Consider the following 19,854-nt stretch of genomic DNA (forward strand, 5'->3'; position numbering starts at 1 on the left):
CTAATCGCACGCTTCACTTATGGCTGCTAACCTTCCTACTCACGCGCAAGTGCAGGGCGGCATCGGGACCACCGAGCCGGGCATTTCGCACGACGAGCACCTGCACCACGACGAGCACCACGACCAAAACTTCCTCCAGAAGTACGTATTCAGCACCGACCACAAAGTAATTGCCAAGCAGTTCCTGATTACGGGTATTCTGTGGGCTATTATTGGCGGTACGCTGTCGAGCCTTTTCCGGCTGCAGCTGGGCTGGCCCGAGGCTACGTTGGAGTGGCTGCAGCCCTTCCTGGGCAAGTGGATTGAAGGTGGGAAACTGAACCCCGAATTTTACCTTGCACTGGTAACGATGCACGGCACCATCATGGTGTTCTTCGTACTGACGGCGGGTTTGTCGGGTACGTTCTCCAACTTCCTGATTCCGCTCCAGATTGGAGCCCGTGACATGGCTTCTGGTTTCATGAACATGCTCTCGTACTGGTTTTTCTTCCTGTCGAGCGTAGTAATGTTCACTTCCCTGTTCATTGAAACCGGCCCGGCTGCCGCTGGCTGGACCATCTATCCGCCGCTGTCGGCACTGCCCCAGGCTATTTCGGGCTCGGGCATGGGCCAGACGCTGTGGCTGGTGTCGATGGCGCTGTTCATTGTTTCGCAGCTGTTGGGTGGGGTGAACTACATCACGACGGTGATTAACCTGCGTACCCAGGGCATGAGTATGAGCAAGCTGCCTCTGACCATCTGGGCCTTCTTCCTGACGGCGGTGCTGGGTCTGCTCTCATTCCCGGTACTGTTTTCAGCTGCCTTGCTGCTGATTTTCGATCGGTCGTTTGGTACTTCCTTCTTCCTCTCGGATATCTACATTGCCGGTAAGGCGCTGTCGAACACCGGTGGTTCGCCCATTCTGTTCCAGCACCTGTTCTGGTTCCTGGGCCACCCTGAGGTATACATTGTAATCATGCCAGCAATGGGCATGGTGTCGGAAATTCTGGCCACCAACGCCCGTAAGCCTATTTTCGGCTACCGCGCCATGATTGGCTCCCTGCTGGGGATTTCCCTGCTGTCGTTCATCGTGTGGGCTCACCACATGTTCGTGACTGGCATGAATCCCTTCCTGGGTTCGGTGTTTATGTTCCTGACCCTGATCATTGCCGTGCCCTCGGCCGTGAAGACGTTTAACTGGTTGGCAACGCTGTGGCGCGGTAATATTCGCCTGACCACTGCCATGCTGTTCTCCATTGGGTTTGTATCCTTGTTTATTGCTGGTGGTCTGACGGGTATAGTGTTGGGTAATGCTGCCTTGGACATCCAAATGCATAACACCTACTTCGTGGTAGCTCACTTCCACTTGGTAATGGGCTCATCGGCCTTCTTCGGGCTGTGGGCCGGGGTGTACCACTGGTTCCCCAAGATGTTTGGCCGCATGATGGATGAGAAGCTGGGTTATATCCACTTCTGGTTGACCTTTATTGGCGTATACTTGGTGTTCCTGCCGATGCACTACGTGGGTATTGCCGGATTCCCCCGCCGTTACTACGCCTGGACTGGTTTCGACACGTTCAGCCAATTTGCTGATCTGAACAAGTTCATCTCGGTAGCCGCTATTGTGGCCTTTATCGGGCAGTTCATCTTCATCTTCAATTTCTTCTACAGCATTTTCCGTGGCCGTCGCGCTACCGAAAATCCTTGGAACTCGACGACGCTGGAATGGACCACGCCGGTAGTACTTGGCCACGGCAACTGGCCCGGCGAAATTCCGGCCGTACACCGCTGGCCCTACGACTACAGCAAGCCGGGTGCAGCTGAGGATTTCATCCCGCAGAACGTACCCTACTCGCAGACGCAGTCGTCGAACCTGCCGTACGAGAAGGAAATGGAATAACTGCCCTAGGGCATTTGCCTTCTAGAAGCGGGCCGCTGTAGCAACGGCGGCCCGCTTTTCATTCGCCCTTGAAGGGAAATCCGGACCGGTTAGGCCAGTCCGGATTTCTTTTTTGTAAGCAAACAGCCAGTTGCGCGGTTTGTATATCATAATTCATCTGCACACACAAGTAAGGCATGATACTTCCTGCATTCGTGCGCCGTTTTCGTTTTGTGGGTATTCTGACGGTAACGGCCGTGTATGTTCTGATTCTGGTGGGTGGGATAGTCCGGAGCACGGGTTCCGGTATGGGCTGTCCTGACTGGCCGAAATGCTTCGGTACCTGGGTGCCACCCACCCATATCAGCCAGTTGCCACCCAACTACAAGGAAATCTACACTGCGGAGCGCGTTGCCAAGAACAAGAAGCTGGCAGTGCGCTTAGAGCGAATGGGGTTTCACCAGGTAGCCGGCGAAATTTTCGCGCACCCCACTCAATACATTGAAACCGATTTCAACCCGGTGAAAACCTGGATAGAGTATATCAACCGGTTGGTTGGAGCACTGATTGGGCTGTTCGTTTTTGGAACGGTGGTGTTTGCCCTACCATACTGGCGGCGCGACCCAGTGGTATTCTGGCTGGCCTTTGGCTCTTTTTTGCTGACTGGCGTGCAAGGGTGGCTGGGCTCGTTGGTAGTGTCTACTAACCTGCTGCCCATTATGGTAACTATCCATATGGGGCTGGCTCTGGTCATTGTGGCCATGCTGCTTTATGCCGTAAATCGTTCGCAACGAGATGCCACTACGGCGGTGGAGCGAGTGGCTCCGGTACCGGGTCTGCTGACATGGCTGTGCCTGGCAGTGCTGCTCACATTTGGACAAATTGTGCTGGGCACCCAGGTGCGGGAGCAGATTGATTTAATTGCGGCAGCGGCTAATTACCTTAACCGGGCCGATTGGGTAGCGCAACTGGGCGGAACCTTCCGTTTTCATCGAACTTTCTCGGCCGTGTTGCTGCTGCTGAACGTGTACATAGCATATCGGCTGTATGCTCTCCCAATTCGCCGCCTGCATAGGCTGGCAACCTTCATTCTCCTGTTGATTGGGGGAGAAATACTGGCTGGCGTCGTATTGGCGTACCTTTCTTTCCCGGCGGCAGTACAACCGATTCATCTTACTTTGGCCACCCTGCTGTTCGGGGCCCAGTTCCTGGCGGTAGTGGCCTATCATCAGGCTACGAAGTTGCAGCAGCAGGCGCCTATTCCGGCGGTTGTTGCGTAACTTTGCGGCCCCGTTTGGCGGACTTTTTCGCCGCGCAATCTGTTTTCAGCAGTTGATGAGCAAGGCTAGGGCTTTTTTTCAGTTACTCAAATTTCGGCTAGCTCTTACCGTAGCCTTTTCCAGCGCCATTGGCTATCTGCTGGGTGCTCGTGAGCTGGACTGGGGTCGGGCGCTGCTGGTATTGCTGGGTGGGCTGCTAGTTACTGGCTCGGCCAACACGATCAACCAGATTTTCGAAATCGACCTTGACCGGCAGATGAAGCGCACGGCCAACCGGCCGCTGCCGCTGGGTACCATCAGCCCACAGGAAGCGTGGGTGTTTGTAGTCCTATTGGGTGTAGCAGGGTTGGGGCTGCTAACCTACTTTTTTAATCCGCTGGCGGCAGCGCTTTCGTTGGTTTCGCTGATTCTGTACGGATTTGTATACACTCCGCTCAAAACTATTTCCCCGATTTGTGTGGCTGTGGGGGCAATTCCGGGAGGGTTGCCCCCGCTCATTGGCTGGGTAGCGGCCACCGGGTTTTTGGGTATGCAGGGCTGGATACTATTCGGTATTCAGTTTATGTGGCAGTTTCCGCACTTCTGGGCTATTGCCTGGGTGCTCGATGACGACTACAAAAAGGCTGGTTTCAAAATGCTGCCAACACCTGGCAAAAAAGACCTGCGCACGGCTTTCCAGATTATGACCTACACGCTGGTGCTGATTCCGCTAAGTCTGCTGCCCTTCTACTTCCACATGACGGGAACCACCTACCCCATGGTGGCGGCTATCTGCGGGGTGCTGTTTCTGATGCAGACGTTCTACCTGATGCGGACCGTGAGCAAGAAAGCGGCCATGAGCATCATGTTCGGCTCCTTTTTGTACCTGCCCATTGTGCAGATTGCCTTGGTGCTGGACAAAATCTGACGAATGGTTGGAAGTGAGAAATGAGACATGGAAAATGAGACAAAAGCTCTCCTTTGCATGTTTTCAGAGTAGCTCACTTCTCATGTCTTACTTCTCATTTCTTCTCACCATATGCATTCTTCCGAAGCATTGAACACCAAGCAGCCGGCCACCGGGATTCATCCCACTCGCTTTCTGCTTATTCTGATGATTGTCAGCATCTTCATGATGTTTGCCGGATTGAGCAGCGGCTATATTGTACGCCGCAACGAGGGCAACTGGCTGGAATTTGATTTGCCCGCCGGTTTTATATACACAACCCTGCTCATTGTAGTCAGCTCCATCACGCTGCAGTGGGCGTGGCTGGCCGCCCGCAAGGATAATCTGGCTCAGGTGCGCGTAGCTTTGGTGGTTACGTTCGGGTTGGGCATTGTTTTCCTAGTAGGACAATGGTTGCTGTGGGGGCAACTGGTGGAGCAGCGGGTATTTTTTGGGGGCACCGATGCCAACCCTTCCGGCTCATTTCTGTATGTACTGGTAGGCCTGCACGGTTTTCACATTATCACCGGGCTTATCTTCTTACTCAAAGTGCTACGTAAAAGCTTTCAGTATCAGGTGCATTCCCGCCAGATGCTCTCCATTGGCAACGTAACCATTTACTGGCACTTCCTGGGCGCGCTTTGGTTGTACCTGTATTTGTTCCTACTTTTGAACCACTAGATTTTCGTCAACCCCGCACGCTATGTCCACCATTTCCACGACGCAGGTAATTTCTGACTCCGCCCTGGATAAGCCGCGCACCGGTACCTGGGACGGCGGGAACGAGCCTTTCAACGCGAGCTACGGCAAGCTGATGATGTGGTTCTTCCTGTTGTCGGATGCCTTTACCTTCGCGGCCTTCCTCACCACCTACGGCCTCATCCGTCACCGTTACGCGGCCTACGACCCTGCCGTGAACGGGGCGTTCCATTTCTCTACCAAATGGTGGCCCATTCCGGATAAGGTATTCAATGCCTTTCCCGGTCTGCACGGCTCCGATGTACCGCTGGGGTTCGTGGCCTTGATGACGATGATTCTCATCTTCAGCTCCGTGACGATGGTGCTGGCCGTGGAAGCGGGTCACCGCATGGACAAAAAGGACGTGCAGAAATGGCTGCTGTGGACGATTTTGTTCGGGGCTACCTTCCTGAGCTCCCAGGCCTGGGAGTGGAGCCACTTTATCCATGGCACCGAGGAAGGTACCGTAATGAATGATGGCACCGTATTTCACGGGGCGAACCTGGCCATGAACCAATACGGCCCGGTACTTTTTGCTGACCTGTTTTTCTTCATTACCGGTTTCCACGGTACGCACGTATTCTCGGGAGTTTGCTTGCTGGTATACTGCTTCATTGCTACTACCAACGGTACCTTTGAGAAGCGCGGCCACTATGAGATGGTAGAGAAAATCGGCCTCTACTGGCACTTTGTAGACTTGGTGTGGGTGTTCGTGTTTACGTTCTTCTACCTCGTTTAAACCCATAGAGTAACTGAGTAGCGGAGCAACTGCGTAGGTTGCTTCGCCTCTTTCTGCTAAACCACTCAGTTACTCAGTCACGCAGTTACTCTCTTAAGACATGGCTAATCACGCTCCTGCCCAGCCAACCCACGCTGGCGAAATCCCGAAGCCCAATGTGGGCTGGATCTGGAAGACTTTCTTTGTGCTGGTAGGTATTACGGCGTTGGAGTTCGTGTTCGTGTTCCTTATGGATGCGGGCACCCTGCGTAACTCCATCTTTATCATCCTGACCATCTTCAAGGCGTTCTTCATTGTGGCTGAGTTTATGCACCTGAAGCACGAAACCAAAGGCCTGATCTGGTCCATCATGATTCCGATGGCTCTGTTGATCTGGCTGCTGGTGGCCCTGGTTACGGAAGGTAACGCCATTCATAACGCCCTGTACTAACGAATGCGGCCCCAACAAATTCTGGTGTTGGGCCTTATTCTGCTCGTTCCGGTACTGGCTTTTCTGTTTCTGAAAAGCTTTGGAACCAACCGTTACGCGCTGCCAACTTTCCTGCCCGACCGTGTGGACTCCACGCAGGTTGACGGAAAGTGGCAGCGCGATACTGTTTTTCACCGAATTGGTGAATTTCAGTTTACCGCCCAATCGGGGCGGAAAGTAACGGGCACGGAGCTACGCAGCAAAGGCCTGTATGTGGCCAGTTTCTTCTTCGCAACCTGCCCCGGTGCCTGCCCGCGCATGAATAGCCAGCTGGTGCGGGTGCAGGAGAAATTCCGCAACGACCCCCGGGTGCGCCTGGCTTCTTTTACCGTAGACCCCGCCCACGACTCAGTAGCCGTGCTGGCCCGCTATGCAGAGGAGTATGGGGCCATTGCCGGCAAATGGTTTTTCCTGACCGGCGACAAAACGGCCCTGGACCGGTTAGCTACTACCGAGTTCCGGCTCCCGGCACCTACCGGCGCTGGCCCGGCCCTGGTACACAGCCAAACGGTGTTTCTGGTGGACCGCAACGGGCAAGTGCGCGGCCGCTACGAGGGCACCGACGAGAAGGATGTGAACCGCCTTATCACTGAAATTGGAGTTCTGCTCTACACCTATGAACACCCCTGATTCTACCGTTAACCCGGCCGGCTTCACCAAGTACAAAATACTGGCCGGCGTATTGGGCGCTGTAGTGCCGCTGGCTGTGGCGGTGCTGTACTTCTTCCCGGGTGCCTTCCGCATTCCGGGAGCCAACGTGAAGATGCTGCCCGCCGTGAATGCCGTCCTCAACTCCCTGACGGCTGTGTGCCTGATGCTGGGCTATTATTTCATCCGGCGTAAGGACGTGGCCAAGCACCGGGCTATGATGGGCACAGCGTTTTTGCTGGGGGCCTTGTTCCTGGTTTCCTACGTCGCCTACCACTCTCAGGGCATTGTAACGAAGTTTGGCGGCACTGGGCTGATCAAAGGCATGTATTACTTCATTCTGGTTACGCACATTGTGCTGGCTGCGGTAACAGTAGGGCTGGTATTGTTTACGCTGTATTTCGCCCTTACTGAGCAGTTCGCCAAGCACCGCCGTATCGCCCGCTGGACGTATCCCATCTGGCTGTACGTATCGGTTACGGGCGTCATTGTGTACTTCATGATTTCGCCTTACTATACCTAGGCGCTGCCTCGAGAATATCTATTGGGCGCATCTGAACCCGGAGGCCTTGTGCATAGTTACTCTGTTAACTTACCCTAACGCTGACATCATGATGAAGGTGATGAAAAAAATAGCCAGTAGTAGCTTCTATACCTTGGTAGTAGTGCTATTACTCAGTGTGATGCCTCTGCCAACGCAGGCTCAGTGTACCATGTGTAAAACGCAAGTCGAGGCATCCCGTCAGGAAAAGGACGGCTACGATACTACGGGGCTGAACAAAGGAATCCTGTTTCTGATGACTATTCCGTACGTATTGATTGGAACAGTGGGCTTCTTCTGGTACCGGCATAGCCGCCAGCAGAAGAAAAAAGCTACTGTGTAGTCAATTCTGTATGGAATCCACTCTGCTCAGCATTGTGCAGCAACGGTGTCCCCGCTGCCACCAGGGCGCTCTGTTTACGCACCCGGCGCATAGTCTGGCACATTTCACCGAAATGCCAGCGGCCTGCCCGGTCTGCGGGCAGGCGTATGAGCCGGAGCCAGGTTTTTACTGGGGAGCCATGTACATCAGCTTTGCCTTTTCCACGGCTATTATGCTGGTAGTCGGGTTTGCCGTGTACCACCTGCTCCACGACCCTGATACGTGGGTGTATATTACGGCTGTAGCCGTTGTTGCGCTGGTACTTACCCCTCTGAGCCTGCGGTATTCCCGTACGCTGATGCTGTACCTGTTTGGTGGAGTGACCTACGACAAGCGCTACTCCGTGCGGCAGTAAACCGGCTGCCGCAGGATCGGGTTAGGAAATGCCGCCACAGGGCGGCATTTTTGTTTGGTATCAAGGTTGTAGTGTTCTAGGCTCACCAGCCGTTCGTCTTGTTGAAATTCCTGCGTTTACCTTCGGTTTGGCTGCTGCTACTGGCCCTGCTCTGCTTTGCGGGAGCATATTTCAGCAACCACTACAGCCAGAACCCTGACCTTGTGCTGCGCGCCTCCGCCACCCGACTGCAGGATGCCCTAATGGAGGCAGAACTCACCGGGGAGCGGGAGTCGACGGACCTGCTGCAGCGGCTGGCGACGGGCCGGGTGAGCTTCCGGAGCCTGACCAGCCATACTACGTACCCCACGTTCATTTTTCGGGGTGAGCAGGTGGTGTACTGGTCCGACCACACGGTGCGGCCGGACGTGGAGCAGGCCCTGCAACGCTACCACGAGCGGCTGCTGGAAACCCGCTTTGGTCGGTTTCTGGTGCTGCGCCACGTGGAGGGGCCGTACACCGTGCTTACCTATATTCCGCTGGAAATCAGCTACGGCATCAGCAACCGGTACCTGCGCGACGGCAACGGGCAGGGCATCTTTCAGGGGCAGAATGTGCGGCTGGTGGTGGAGAAGCCAGGCCCGGAAACCGGCCTGCCCCGGCTGGTATCCAACGAGGGTAATTACCTGTTTTCCATTCAAAGTCTGCAGGCCGATCCTATTACCGGTAAATATCTGCCGTTGCTGCTGCTGCTGCTGGGCGTGGCGGCCTACATAGCCGGTTGGGCCGTACTGGCCCGCCGACAGTTCGCGGCGGGCCATGTAGTGCGAGGCGTAGTATTGGTTATTCTGCCTTTGGTGGCTTTCCGGGCATTTATTCTGTACCTGGGCCTGCCTTTTTCCTTTCTGGAAGTAAAGCTTTTTGACCCCCGGGTGTATGCCGCCTCCTGGATGTCGCCCTCCCTGGGCGACTTGCTGCTAAACGCTCTGTTGCTGGCTGTAATAGCCTGGTACGGGCTGCTGCTATTCCGTTGGTATGGGGTGCTGCGCCGGATGCAGCGGGTGCGGGGCTGGCGGGCCCGAATAGCGGCCGGGGCGGTTGTAGTGCTGGTATTCTACGGGTTGCTGGAGGTGCTTTTTGAGTTTTATACCAGTAGCTTCAGCAACTCGCAACTGATTCTGGACATCACCCAGGATATTCAGGTGAACCCCTTCAAACTGGTGCTGGGCTTGGCCATTGTGCTACACACGGGCAGCTTTCTGGTGGGGTTTTACATGCTGGCCCAGCTGTTCAGCGCCATTGTACGGCCGGGTACCCGTCGGATTGGGGTGTTGCTGCTGACCCTGAGCGCTCTGAGCTTTCTGCTGCTGGGGCTGGGTTTTGGGCAGGTACAGGGCACGCTGCTGGGCATTACCCTATTGTTTTTCCTGATTCTGCGCCTGACGGGGCTAAAATCGGCTGGGGCGGTGCTGCCCTACCAGGTATACCTGTTCATCTTTCTGATGCTGGGCATCAGCTCGGCGGTGGGGGCCCTGGCCCTGTACGAGCACTTCAACCGCCAGCTCCAGCTCAACAAGCAAAACCTGGCTGGCAACTTACTTACCGACAACGACTTGCAAGGCGAGTACCTGCTGGTGGAGCGCGGCCAGGAAATGGCCAAGGACCCCGTGCTCCGCACCATGCTGGCCAGCCCCTTCGTCAACCTCGACCTGATCCGGCAGAAGGTGGTGAAGTTCTACCTGCGCGACTACTTCGATAAGTACGAGGTGCGGGTAATGCTGTTTAACCCGGAGGGGCGGGGCGTGGCTATTGGGGGTACGCTGGAAACCACCCGCGAGTTCCTGCTGCGGAATGCCCGCGCCACCGACCATCCCAACCTCTACCTGGTGCGCGACAACAATACGGCCTTCAGCTCGCGGCGCTACGTGGATTTCATTGCGGTGCCGGCGCCGGAGGCTGCCGACGGCACCAGCACTATTGTGCTGGAGCTGACGCTGAAAAAGCTGACCACCAACAGTGTGGTGCCGGAGCTGCTCATCGACCAGAAGTTCTTCCAGCCCCGCCTGGGCACCGAGCTTAGCTACGCCGGTTACGAACGGGACCGGCTGGTGTACAGCGAGGGAGATTTCGACTACATCAACCGCTTGGCCGCCAGTCTGTTCCGCGACTCCCGCCTGTATACTACCGGCGTGGCTCTGAACGGCTACCACCACCTGGCCGTGCGCAGCACCGACCAATCGGGGCGGCTGGTGGTGGTGACGACGGCCACGTATTCCTTTTCCGACTGGCTGGCTAATTTCTCCTTCCTGTTTCTGCTCTACAGCTTTTGCTGGCTGCTGCTGATGGGCGTGGTGCTGCTGGTACAGGGGCGCTACCGCACCCTGCTGCGCACCAACTTCAGCACCAAGATTCAGCTGTTCCTCAACTTCGGGGTGCTGGTGCCCCTGATTGTGGTGAGCGTGGCCATTGCCAGTCAGGTAACCAGCTCGTACAAGCGGGATTTGCGCCGGGCGTACCAGCGCCGGGGGCAGGCCGTGCAGGAAAACCTGCTGAAAAACCGGGCCATGCTCAGCGAGTCGGCCAATCGTGCCGAACTGGTGGAGTTGGCCGAAAACGTAGCCGCCCTCACCGAAACCGACCTCAACCTCTACGACGCTCAAGGGGAGCTGCTGGTAAGCAGTCAGCCGCTCATCTTTGAGGCCAGCCTGCTCAGCACCCTGATGAACCCCCAAGCCGTGGCGGCGCTGGCTGAGGATGGGCAGCCGCAGGTGCTCCTGACGGAGCGGGCCGGCTCCCTGTTTTTTAACACGCTTTACCTGCCGTTGCGGGCTAACGCTGTGCGCCGGGGCGGTGGCGGCCCGGTGGTAGGGTACGTGGGTATCCCGTTTTTCGACTCCGAGAAAGACCTGGATAACAAGCTTACGGAGCTGCTGAGCACCATTCTGAACGTGTTTACCCTCATGTTCATCCTGTTCCTGCTGCTGGCCTTCATTGCTTCCCGTATCCTCACCGAGCCGCTTAAGCTCATCACCGAAAAGCTCAAGCAAACCACCCTGACGGGCCAGAACGAAATGCTGGCCTACGAGTCGGAGGATGAGATTGGGCTGCTGGTACGCGAGTACAACCAGATGCTGCTGAAGCTGGAGGAAAGCAAGCAGGAGCTGGCTACCCAGGAAAAGGAAGCCGCTTGGCGCGAAATGGCCCGGCAGGTGGCCCACGAAATCAAGAACCCGCTCACGCCCATGAAGCTGAGCCTGCAATTCCTGCAGCGTGCCATCCAGGACCAGCGCCCCAACCTCGACGAGCTGATGAACAAGGTGTCGCAGACGCTTATCACCCAGATTGACGTGCTCACCGACATTGCCACTTCGTTCAGCAACTTCACCAACCTGCCCGCCATGCGCCCCGAGCGGCTCGACGTGGCCCCGATTTTACGGCGGTGCGTGGGGCTGCACCAGGGCGGCGCGGCGGGTGGGGAAATCCGGCTGGAACTGCCCCCGGATGCCGATGCGGGCCGTTACGTGGTGTTTGCCGATGAAAGTTTGCTGGTGCGCACCTTCAACAACCTGCTCATCAACGCCCTCCAGGCTATACCCGCCGGCCGGATGCCCGAAGTAGCCGCCACCCTGGAAGCAATAGGCACCGACCGGGTGCGCATCGGTATTCGGGACAATGGTACTGGTATTCCCGCGGACGTGCAGAGCAAGGTGTTCGTGCCCAACTTCACTACCAAGGAGAAAGGCTCCGGTATCGGGTTGGCCGTAGCCCGGCGCGGCATCGAAAGCGCCGGGGGCCACATCTGGTTTGAAACCGAGGCCGGCCAGGGCACGCAGTTTTTTATCGAGTTGCCGCTGGCGGGGTAGGGGAAAGGGAATTAAAAATTGAGAATTAAAAATTAAAAGTGGCGGTTGGGGCGTTCAAGAAACGGCGCTGGAGTGGTCCGAGAATAAGTACTGTCTGGTACACGAACCAAAGGCCGCATGGGCTCAGGCAATCAGCCGCTACCTTTACCCAGGGAATTTTTAATTTTTAATTCTCAATTTTTAATTCCGTTGACCAGCAGCTCTACGCCTTTTCTTTTGCGCTTGTGCGGGCTGCTGGCGTGGCTGTTGCTGACCATTGGAGCGGCCCAGGCCCAGCAGCGGCCCGATGCTCCGCCCAGCACCCGCCGCTGCGCCTGGGTGCGCCTGGCCCCGGGGCGGGATACTACGGAGTTTGCCCTGCGCGACACGCTGACCATTGTGCCGGCCTCCGTGAGCGTGGCGGGCCGCTCAGTGGCCTATGATGCCCGCCTGAATAGGTACCGGCTGGTGCTGCCGGGGCGGCGGGTGCCCAGCCCGGCGCCCGGCCGGCCCGATTTGCGGCTGCCCGGCGGCCCCGATTCGGTGCTGGTGTGCTACCGGGTGCTGCCGGTGCAGCTAGCGGCGGCGCGCTACCTGCGGCCCCGTCGGCTCATGGACAGTTTGGAGTTCTGGCGGCGGCCTTCGTTCGGGGCCGAGGATTTTGCGGTGAAGGAGCAGATTCTGAGTACGCCGGGCATCAACAAAACCGGCAACTTGTCCAGGGGCGTATCGTTCGGCAATGCCCAGAACGTGTTTGTCAACTCCTCGCTCAACTTGCAGCTGGAAGGCCGACTGACGGACCAGATTCAGCTGACGGCGGCCATTTCCGACCAGAACGTTCCCTTCCAGCCCGAAGGCAACACCCAGCAGCTCCAGGAATTCGACCGGATTTACATCACCCTGACGCACCCGCGCTGGAACCTCACGGCCGGGGACGTGGTGCTGCGCAACAAGCCCGACTACTTTCTGCGCTACTACAAAAATATTCAGGGCGGAGCGCTGGAAACCAACTTTGGGCAGCTGCCGCTGGGCGGCTTTGGGGGCGGAATCGGGCCGGGGGCTACTACGCCCCAGCTGTTTCAGTACCCCAACGCGCCCGGTACCAGTACTGGCACCTTCGTTACGGCCCCGCCCACGGTGCCGGTACCGCCCGGCTCGGGGCAGGTACAGAACGGCACGGCCACCGCGCCCACCACCGCCACGCCCAACGGCGTGGGGCCGAACGGGCTTAGTCAGTCGGTGACGACGCGCAGTGGGCGGCGCACTGGGCCACTGCTATCCACGAAAACGGGGGAGGCGTTTGCCACTACCTCGGTAGCGGCGGGCGTGGCCAAGGGGAAATTTGCCAGCCTCGATATTGCCCCCATTGAAAACGTACAGGGGCCGTACCGGCTGCGCGGGCCCAACGGGGAGCAGTTCATCATTATCCTGGCCAACTCCGAGCGGGTGTACCTGGACGGGCGGCTAATGGTGCGGGGCTTTGATTTTGACTACGTTATCGACTACAACCAGGCCGAGCTAACGTTTTCGCCCCGCCACCTCATCACCAGCAACACGCGCATCAAGGTCGATTTCGAGTATTCCGACTTCAACTACACCCGCTCTCTGGTGCAGGCCAGCCACTACCAGCAGCTGGGTCGCCTGCAGGTGCACGCCAACTTCTACCGCGAAGCCGACAACCCCGACAACTCGCCCAACCTCACCCTCGACGACTCCACCAAGGCCCGGCTGCGGCGGCTGCGCGGCAACGTGAGTCTGGCCCAGCTGCCCGGCGCCGACTCGGCCAAGTACGACCGGACTCAGATTCAGTACAGCCGGGTAGTGCAACTGGACCCTACTACCGGCCAGCGGGTGCCGGTATTTGTGTTTCCGCTGCGCGACACCTTGCGGGGGACTTATACGGTGCGGTTTACCAATGTGGGCGCGGGACAGGGAAGCTACCGCATCAGCACCCAGTTCGGCTCGGCCAACGGGCGGGTGTATGAGTTTGTGGGCCAGGGCCGCGGCGACTATGCCCCGCTACGGTTACTGCCCACGCCACTGCAGAAGCAGCTGACCACGGTGGGAACCAGCTACCAGCTCGATTCCACGGCCACAGTATTCGTGGACCTGGCGGCTTCGGACCTCGATTTGAACCGGTTTTCGCCCGAGTCGGCCCAGGGGCGGGCTATGCGGGTGGGTTATGCGGTGCAGGACCGGCCGGTGCAACTGCCGGGCCTGACGGGCTATAAGCTGCGTAGTGCCTTGGATTATGAGTACACCAGCCGCCGCTTTGCGCCCATTGACCGGTACCGGGATATTGAGTTCGACCGCAACTGGAGCACCGATAATACCCTTCTTACCAACAACCAGCGGCCCCGCGAGGAGAATATTCTGAACGCAGCCGTGGGCTTAATAAAGGACGCCGACAACGCCCTGGGCTACCGCCTGAGCCGGCGCTACCGGGCCGGGGAGGTGAATGGCATCCAGCACTGGCTGGATGCGGCGCAGCAGCTAGGGCCAGTGCAGCTGCGCGGTAATTTGTTTCTGCTGAACTCGGAGGCCGGCCGGCGCGAGTCGCGGTGGGCGAGGGGCGAGGCGGCGGCGCGCTACGTGGCCGGCCCGGTGGTGCCCGGCTACGTGTACCGCTTCGATAAAAATCGGGTGGCCCGCTCCGTCGGCGACTCTATCAGCTCGGCTAATTACTACGATGAGCACGCCGTGTTCGTGCAGAGCCGCGACTCGGCCCGCACCCGCTTTCGGCTGGATTACAGCTACCGCCGCGACCAGACGCCCAACCCCGATCAGACTGCCCTGCGCGGGCGGGGCCGGGCCCAAACCTGGCAGGGCACCTTTGCTTCCCGCATCAGCCCCAACCAGGACCTGAACATCCTGGCTACGTACCGTGACCTGGCCGTGCGCGACTCGGCGCGGCAGCGCACCGTGCTGGGCAAACTCGACTGGAACGCCAGCTTTCTGCAGAATGTATTTCGCTCGGAGCTGAGCTATGCCGTGGCTACCGGCCGGGAGGCCAAGCGCGACTACACGTTTCTGAGCGTGCCGGCCGGACAGGGCACGCACTTCTGGGACGATTTGGACGGGGACGGACAACAGGAGCGCAACGAGTTTTTCGAGGCCCAGACGCCCGACGCCCAGTACCGTACCTATATCAAGCTGTTTCTGCCCACCGATGTGTACGTGCCGGCCTTCAGTAACCGGTTCAGCTACCGGCTTACTACCACGGCTCCGCGTGGCTGGCGGGAACAATCCGGCTGGCGGAATGTGGTCAGCCGATTTTCCACCCTCACTACCGTCACCCTGGACCGGCGTTCCACGGATAACTCGTTGTCGTCGCGCCTGAACCCCTTTGCCTTCCAAACGGCCGATTCCCTACTGCTGAGCCTGAACAAGCTGTTGCGCAACACATTGTACTTCAACCGCTCCAATCCAATTTTCGGGGCCGAATTCACGGTGCAGCAAACCCAGCAGAAGGTACTGCTGACCCAGGGCTCCGACACCCGCAACCTGGCCACCCAAAGCCTGCTGCTACGCCGGACGCTGGCGCAGTCGTTCACGGGGCGCTTTACGGTGTCGCGCAGCATCCGCGAGAATCGCTCAAACTACCTGGATAACCGCAACTTCCGGGTGCTGCAGCTAGAGCTGGCCCCCGAGCTCAGCTACCAGCCCAACCAGGTGCTGCGCCTCACGGGCAGCTACCTGCGCACCTCCAAAACCAACACTGCCGGCCCGGACGGCGACACCCGCGGCACCTTCGACGACCTGGGGCTGGAAACCCGCATCAGTCAGGTCGGCAAGCGTACCGTATCGGCCACCACGCGCTACGTACGGGTTGGTTTTGCGGGCGACCAGGCTAGTTTGGTGGGGCTGGAAATTCTTAACGCCCTGCGCCCCGGCAGCAACTTCACCTGGAACCTGAACGTGGAGCAGCGCCTCAGCAACGGCCTCAATATCACCCTGGCCTATGATGGCCGCAAAGCCAATGGCCTGGGCGCCGTGCACACCGGCCGTATGCAGGTGGCCGTGCTGTTTTAGAGTTGATAAGCGGATGAAATAAAAAGTGCTGCCATCCTCCTGACCATTCCGCGCATGAAGCGGAATGCTCAGGAGGATGACAGCGCGTTTACCCGCACGACTTATCACTTACTTCGCCTCTACTAGCCGCCGCAGGTGGGGCAGCACGGCCAGTTCGGCCTGGCCGGCAGGGGCTTTCAGGGCTTCGAGCTGTTTGAGGGCGGCGGCCGGCGTGGCGGGCGGGGGCACCTGGCCTTTTTCCAGCAGCGTGAGGCGCTCCAGAGCCAGGGCAGCGGCAGTTTTCAAATTTGTCGAAAGCGGGGCGTACTCTTTCAACAACGGGTTCTGCTGCAGAGTCGGCTGCACCAGCGCGTCGTTGTTCTTCCACAGTTGCAGTTGGGCGCGAAGCGTTTTCAGGTGGCGCTGAAAGGCAGCGGCAGAGCGGCCGTTGGCAGGCACCAGCACGCTATCCACCAGCTGTCCAAACGTCCGGGCCACGTCCGATTCGGCGGGGGCGGCGTCCACGAGGCGGTTCAGGGGCGTTTGGGTGGTGTATTTGAAGCCCTGGAAGTGCCGCTTGTATTCTTTCACCGGCTCCAGCACCTCGGCCAGGGTACGCAGGGGAGGCACGGCTGCCGGGCTGCCGGCCAGCTGCCGCAGCAGCTGCGCCGGCGCCTTGCGGTGCTGCAAACCCAGGGTTTCCAGCTGAGGGCTAAACAGAGCCAGGCGGCGGTACATATCGGGTACGTTACGGACGGTGCCGGCGCTCCAGAGCCGCTCCGCCACGGCCGCCGCCCGGGGCCAGATGCGCGAATCGACAATAACGGAATCGGCAAACTCGGCCCACATAGTGGCCTCCCCGCCCAAAATCAGCTTTTGCTGCTCGGGCGTGAGAGGGGCATCCTGGGGGAGCGGGTCTGGGGAGTAGTGGGAGGCAGCAGACAGGTTCAGGTCGATGTAGTAGCCGTTTGACAGCAGGGCCTGGTGCCCGGCCTTAGCGGCATCGTAGAGGCCTTTTTTGCCCCGCCAGCTCTGAATTACGGCACTGGTAGGTAGGCCGGGCCCCAGAATTTCGTCCCAGCCCACCAGCTGCTTCTTATAGCGTACCAGCATGGCCAGCACCCGCTGGTTGTAGTAGGCCTGCAGGGCGTGCTTGTCGGGCAGGCCTTTGTCCGTCACGAAGCCGTTCTGCTTCATGTAAGCCACAATGCGCGGGTTGCGCCGCCACTGCCGCCCGTCGTTTTCGTCGCCCCCAATGTGAAAATACGGGTCCGGAAACAGCGGCGTCACCTCACTCAGCAGCGAATCCACGAAGCTATAGGTGGTTTCGCGGGTAGGGTCCATGGCAATATTGAGCACGCCCCAGCGCGTCGACACGCCGTACACCGAGTCATTGGAGGCCAGGCGGGGGTAGGCGGCCAGCCAGGCGGTGGCGTGGCCGGGCATATCCAGCTCCGGAATTACCCGAATGCCGCGGCGGCCGGCGTAGCGCACCACCTCCCGAATCTGGCGCTGGGTATAGAACTGGCCCTGCCCGCCTACTTGGTGCAGCCGCGGAAACAGCTTGCTTTCCACCCGGAAGCCCTGGTCGTCAGAGAGGTGCCAGTGCAGTACGTTGAGCTTAGTGGCCCACATGCCGTCGAGGTTGCGCTTCACTACGGCCACGGGCATGAAGTGGCGGGCCGCATCAATCAGCAGCCCCCGCCACGGAAAGCGCGGCGTATCCACCACATCCACTTCGGGCAGCACCGATAAGCCTTGCTTGGTGGGCTGCGCCAATTGCCGCAGCGTGGCCAGGCCCCGCAGAATGCCCAGGTGAGTATTCGCATTCAGGGCCACCCCCATGGGCGTTACGCGCAGGGTGTACGACTCATCGTCGCCGACGGTGAGCAGGTTGCCGGGGCGGCCGTACTGCAACACCAGCGCCGCCGTGGGCAGGGGCGAAGCGCGCCGTCGGGACGGCGTGCCCGCTTTGCCCGGCAGCAGGGTCGGCAGCACCAGCCGCTCCACCGCTTCGGTCACGGCCGAGTCGGCGGCCTGGGTTTCCGGGGTTTGGGTGGGCGTGAACACCTGCCAGGTGAAATCCGACTTTACCGCAAAACGGCTCTTGCCCCAGTTCGCCTGCACCGGCACCGGCAGCAGCATACGGGTATCGGGCGGGGTGGGCTGCGCGGAAACCGGCGCACTGAGCAGTAAAATCAGGAAAAGCAGCAAATGGCGCATAGGCGGGAAAGGGTAGGACGTCCGGACAACGAAGGTAGCAAGCCGCGGGCCAGAACGGATAGGCCGCATCATTGCGAGGACGAAGGACGAAGCACCTGCAGGACAGCGCAGCTAATCCGGCCTTTTCAGAGTTATAAGCGTCGGAATTCTGAAAAGCCTTTGACGCCGGAATGATGTAGAGACGCGACACTTCGCGTCTTCCGTCAGAACGATATAGAGTTGAACGACGCCCAAAAGACACCGTTCAATGCCGAGACGCGAAGTGTCGCGTCTCTACACGCAAAAGCCCCTGACGTGCGAACATCAAGGGCTTTTGAGTAGGTCAGCGTTTCGCGCCTAGAAAAGGACGGATTGCTTCGCCTCCGGCTCGCAATGACAGGTGTTAAATCAGGCCGCGGGCTTTGAACTCCAGGTATTTGTTGATGGTGTTGACTGTGAGATGCTGGGGCGCTGTGAGCAGGGCGTGGATTCCGTAGCGGTTCAGCTCCCGCACAATCTGGCGTTTTTCCTGGGCAAATTTCTCGGCCACTGTCTGGTTATACACGTCCTGGGTGGTGGCTGTAGGGCCATCAAGGTAAGCGCGCAGCTCGGTATTCTCGAAGAACACCACCAGCAACAGATGGTCCTTGGCCAGGCGGCGCAGGTAGGGCAGCTGCCGCTGCATACCGTGCAAGGTTTCGAAATTGGTGAACAGAATGAGCAGGCTGCGCTGGCGGACGTGGCTGCGCACCGAAATGTAGAGCCGCTCGTAGTCGGTTTCGAGGTACTTGGTTTTCTGCCGATACAGCACCTCCAGCAGCTTGCGCAGGTGGCCGCTGCGCCGGTCGGCCGCCACCATGGCGCCCGGCTGGTGCGAAAACGTTATCAGCCCCGCCTTATCGTGCTTGAGCAGGGCAATGTTGCTGACCACCAGCGTAGCGTTGATGGCGTAATCCAACAGGCTCAGCCCCTCAAACGGCATCCGCATCACCCGGCCCTTGTCGATGAGGCAGTACACCTGCTGGGCCCGCTCATCCTGGAAGTGGTTGACCACCAGCGAGTCGCCGGCATCGGCGGTGGTAGCGCGGCGGGCGGTGGCTTTCCAGTTGATGTTGCGCGGGTCGTCGCCGGCCACGTAGGGCCGAATCTGCTCGAACTCCATGCTCTGGCCCACCCGCCGGATGCGCTTCACGCCCACTTCCGTGAGGCGGTTATGAATGGCCAGCAGCTCGTACTGGCGCATCTGCAAAAACGACGGGTACACCGGCACCACGCGGTTCTCATCGAAGCGGAAACGCCGCCGCGCCAGCCCCAGCGGCGAGGCCACGTACACGTTCATGGCGCCAAACTCGTACTCGCCCCGCTTGGTGGGCCGCAGCTGGTAGCGGATGATGCTGGTTTCGCCCGGCCGGATGCCAGCCCGAAACAGCACGTCGCGCCGCTGAAACTGGTGCGGCACCTCATCAATGGTTTCGGTGCGGACGGGGAAGCGGTACTGGTTTTCGAGGTAGATGGCAATATCGTTGTCGGAGCCGTTGGCCAGCTTGTCGCCGAGCACCCGCCGGCCAAACACGCCGCTGCCGCCCGCGTACAGCAGCACCACATCCACCACCGTCAGCACCAGCACCAGGCCCAGCGCCAGCTGCACCGGCGCCAGCCAGCCCGGCAGGAAAAACGCCACCACCAGCCCGGCAATCAGGGCGGTCAGCAGCAGGAAGAAGCGGCGGGTGAGGAAGAGAGTCAATTAAAAATTGAGAATTAAAAATGAAAAATTACGGGCGTAACGGAACTGGTCTGCTGGTGCCCAAAACTTCAAAATCGGGTGTTTGCCTGGCTCTATGCTGGTAAGGCATACGCCTATCTGTTTTTTAATTTTTAATTCTCA

General features: G+C 59.0%; 14 protein-coding genes. 12 read left to right on the top strand and 2 right to left on the bottom strand.

Features of this window, described 5'->3' with window-relative positions; translation table 11 throughout:
* The first annotated feature begins 19 nt into the window (after positions 1-19).
* The 12 genes from EI290_RS20165 (at position 20) to EI290_RS20215 (ending at position 15,788) form a co-directional block, all read left to right on the top strand.
* Entirely contained in the window at positions 20-1,879 is a 1,860-nt protein-coding gene (locus tag EI290_RS20165; protein WP_246009016.1) for a cytochrome c oxidase subunit I, read from the top strand.
* 194 nt (positions 1,880-2,073) lie between these two features.
* Complete coding sequence (locus EI290_RS20170) at positions 2,074-3,138, top strand: COX15/CtaA family protein (RefSeq protein ID WP_246009017.1); 1,065 nt, start codon at positions 2,074-2,076, stop codon at positions 3,136-3,138.
* A gap of 55 nt (positions 3,139-3,193) precedes the next feature.
* Positions 3,194-4,045 carry a heme o synthase gene (cyoE, locus tag EI290_RS20175; RefSeq protein WP_125433448.1) on the top strand — a complete coding sequence of 284 codons (852 nt, stop codon included), beginning with the start codon at positions 3,194-3,196 and terminating at the stop codon, positions 4,043-4,045.
* A gap of 111 nt (positions 4,046-4,156) precedes the next feature.
* Positions 4,157-4,744: a cytochrome c oxidase subunit 3 gene (locus tag EI290_RS20180; protein WP_125433449.1), complete on the top strand. Its 588-nt coding sequence runs from the start codon at positions 4,157-4,159 to the stop codon at positions 4,742-4,744.
* Between the two features lie 22 nt (positions 4,745-4,766).
* Positions 4,767-5,540 (top strand): cytochrome c oxidase subunit 3, encoded by a 774-nt coding sequence (locus tag EI290_RS20185; RefSeq protein ID WP_125433450.1) that lies wholly within the window; start codon positions 4,767-4,769, stop codon positions 5,538-5,540.
* Positions 5,541-5,640: 100 nt separating this feature from the next.
* Positions 5,641-5,970, top strand: coding sequence for a cytochrome C oxidase subunit IV family protein (locus tag EI290_RS20190; RefSeq protein ID WP_125433451.1), 330 nt, complete (start codon positions 5,641-5,643; stop codon positions 5,968-5,970).
* A 3-nt stretch (positions 5,971-5,973) separates the two neighbouring features.
* A complete protein-coding gene (locus EI290_RS20195) occupies positions 5,974-6,639 on the top strand; it encodes an SCO family protein (RefSeq protein ID WP_125433452.1) in 666 nt (221 codons plus the stop codon).
* Positions 6,626-7,180, top strand: coding sequence for a DUF420 domain-containing protein (locus EI290_RS20200; protein WP_125433453.1), 555 nt, complete (start codon positions 6,626-6,628; stop codon positions 7,178-7,180). The genes EI290_RS20195 and EI290_RS20200 overlap by 14 nt, the downstream gene beginning before the upstream one ends.
* A 190-nt stretch (positions 7,181-7,370) precedes the next feature.
* The gene (locus EI290_RS22525) at positions 7,371-7,541 is read left to right on the top strand and encodes a hypothetical protein (RefSeq protein ID WP_185817089.1); all 171 of its coding nucleotides are present in this window, start codon (positions 7,371-7,373) and stop codon (positions 7,539-7,541) included.
* A gap of 10 nt (positions 7,542-7,551) precedes the next feature.
* A complete protein-coding gene (locus EI290_RS20205) occupies positions 7,552-7,935 on the top strand; it encodes a DUF983 domain-containing protein (RefSeq protein WP_246009018.1) in 384 nt (127 codons plus the stop codon).
* A gap of 101 nt (positions 7,936-8,036) precedes the next feature.
* A complete protein-coding gene (locus EI290_RS20210; protein ID WP_148103653.1) occupies positions 8,037-11,777 on the top strand; it encodes a sensor histidine kinase in 3,741 nt (1,246 codons plus the stop codon).
* A gap of 189 nt (positions 11,778-11,966) precedes the next feature.
* Positions 11,967-15,788 (top strand): hypothetical protein, encoded by a 3,822-nt coding sequence (locus EI290_RS20215; protein ID WP_125433455.1) that lies wholly within the window; start codon positions 11,967-11,969, stop codon positions 15,786-15,788.
* A 108-nt stretch (positions 15,789-15,896) separates the two neighbouring features.
* Here the strand turns inward: EI290_RS20215 and EI290_RS20220 are convergent, their stop codons facing one another.
* Complete coding sequence (locus EI290_RS20220) at positions 15,897-17,990, bottom strand: beta-N-acetylhexosaminidase (RefSeq protein ID WP_185817091.1); 2,094 nt, start codon at positions 17,988-17,990, stop codon at positions 15,897-15,899.
* Positions 17,991-18,372: 382 nt separating this feature from the next.
* A complete protein-coding gene (locus tag EI290_RS20225; RefSeq protein ID WP_125433457.1) occupies positions 18,373-19,713 on the bottom strand; it encodes a DUF58 domain-containing protein in 1,341 nt (446 codons plus the stop codon).
* Positions 19,714-19,854: the final 141 nt, after the last annotated feature.

It is taken from the genome of Hymenobacter metallilatus (assembly GCF_003944705.1).
In the GTDB taxonomy this organism is placed as follows: Bacteria; Bacteroidota; Bacteroidia; order Cytophagales; family Hymenobacteraceae; genus Hymenobacter; species Hymenobacter metallilatus.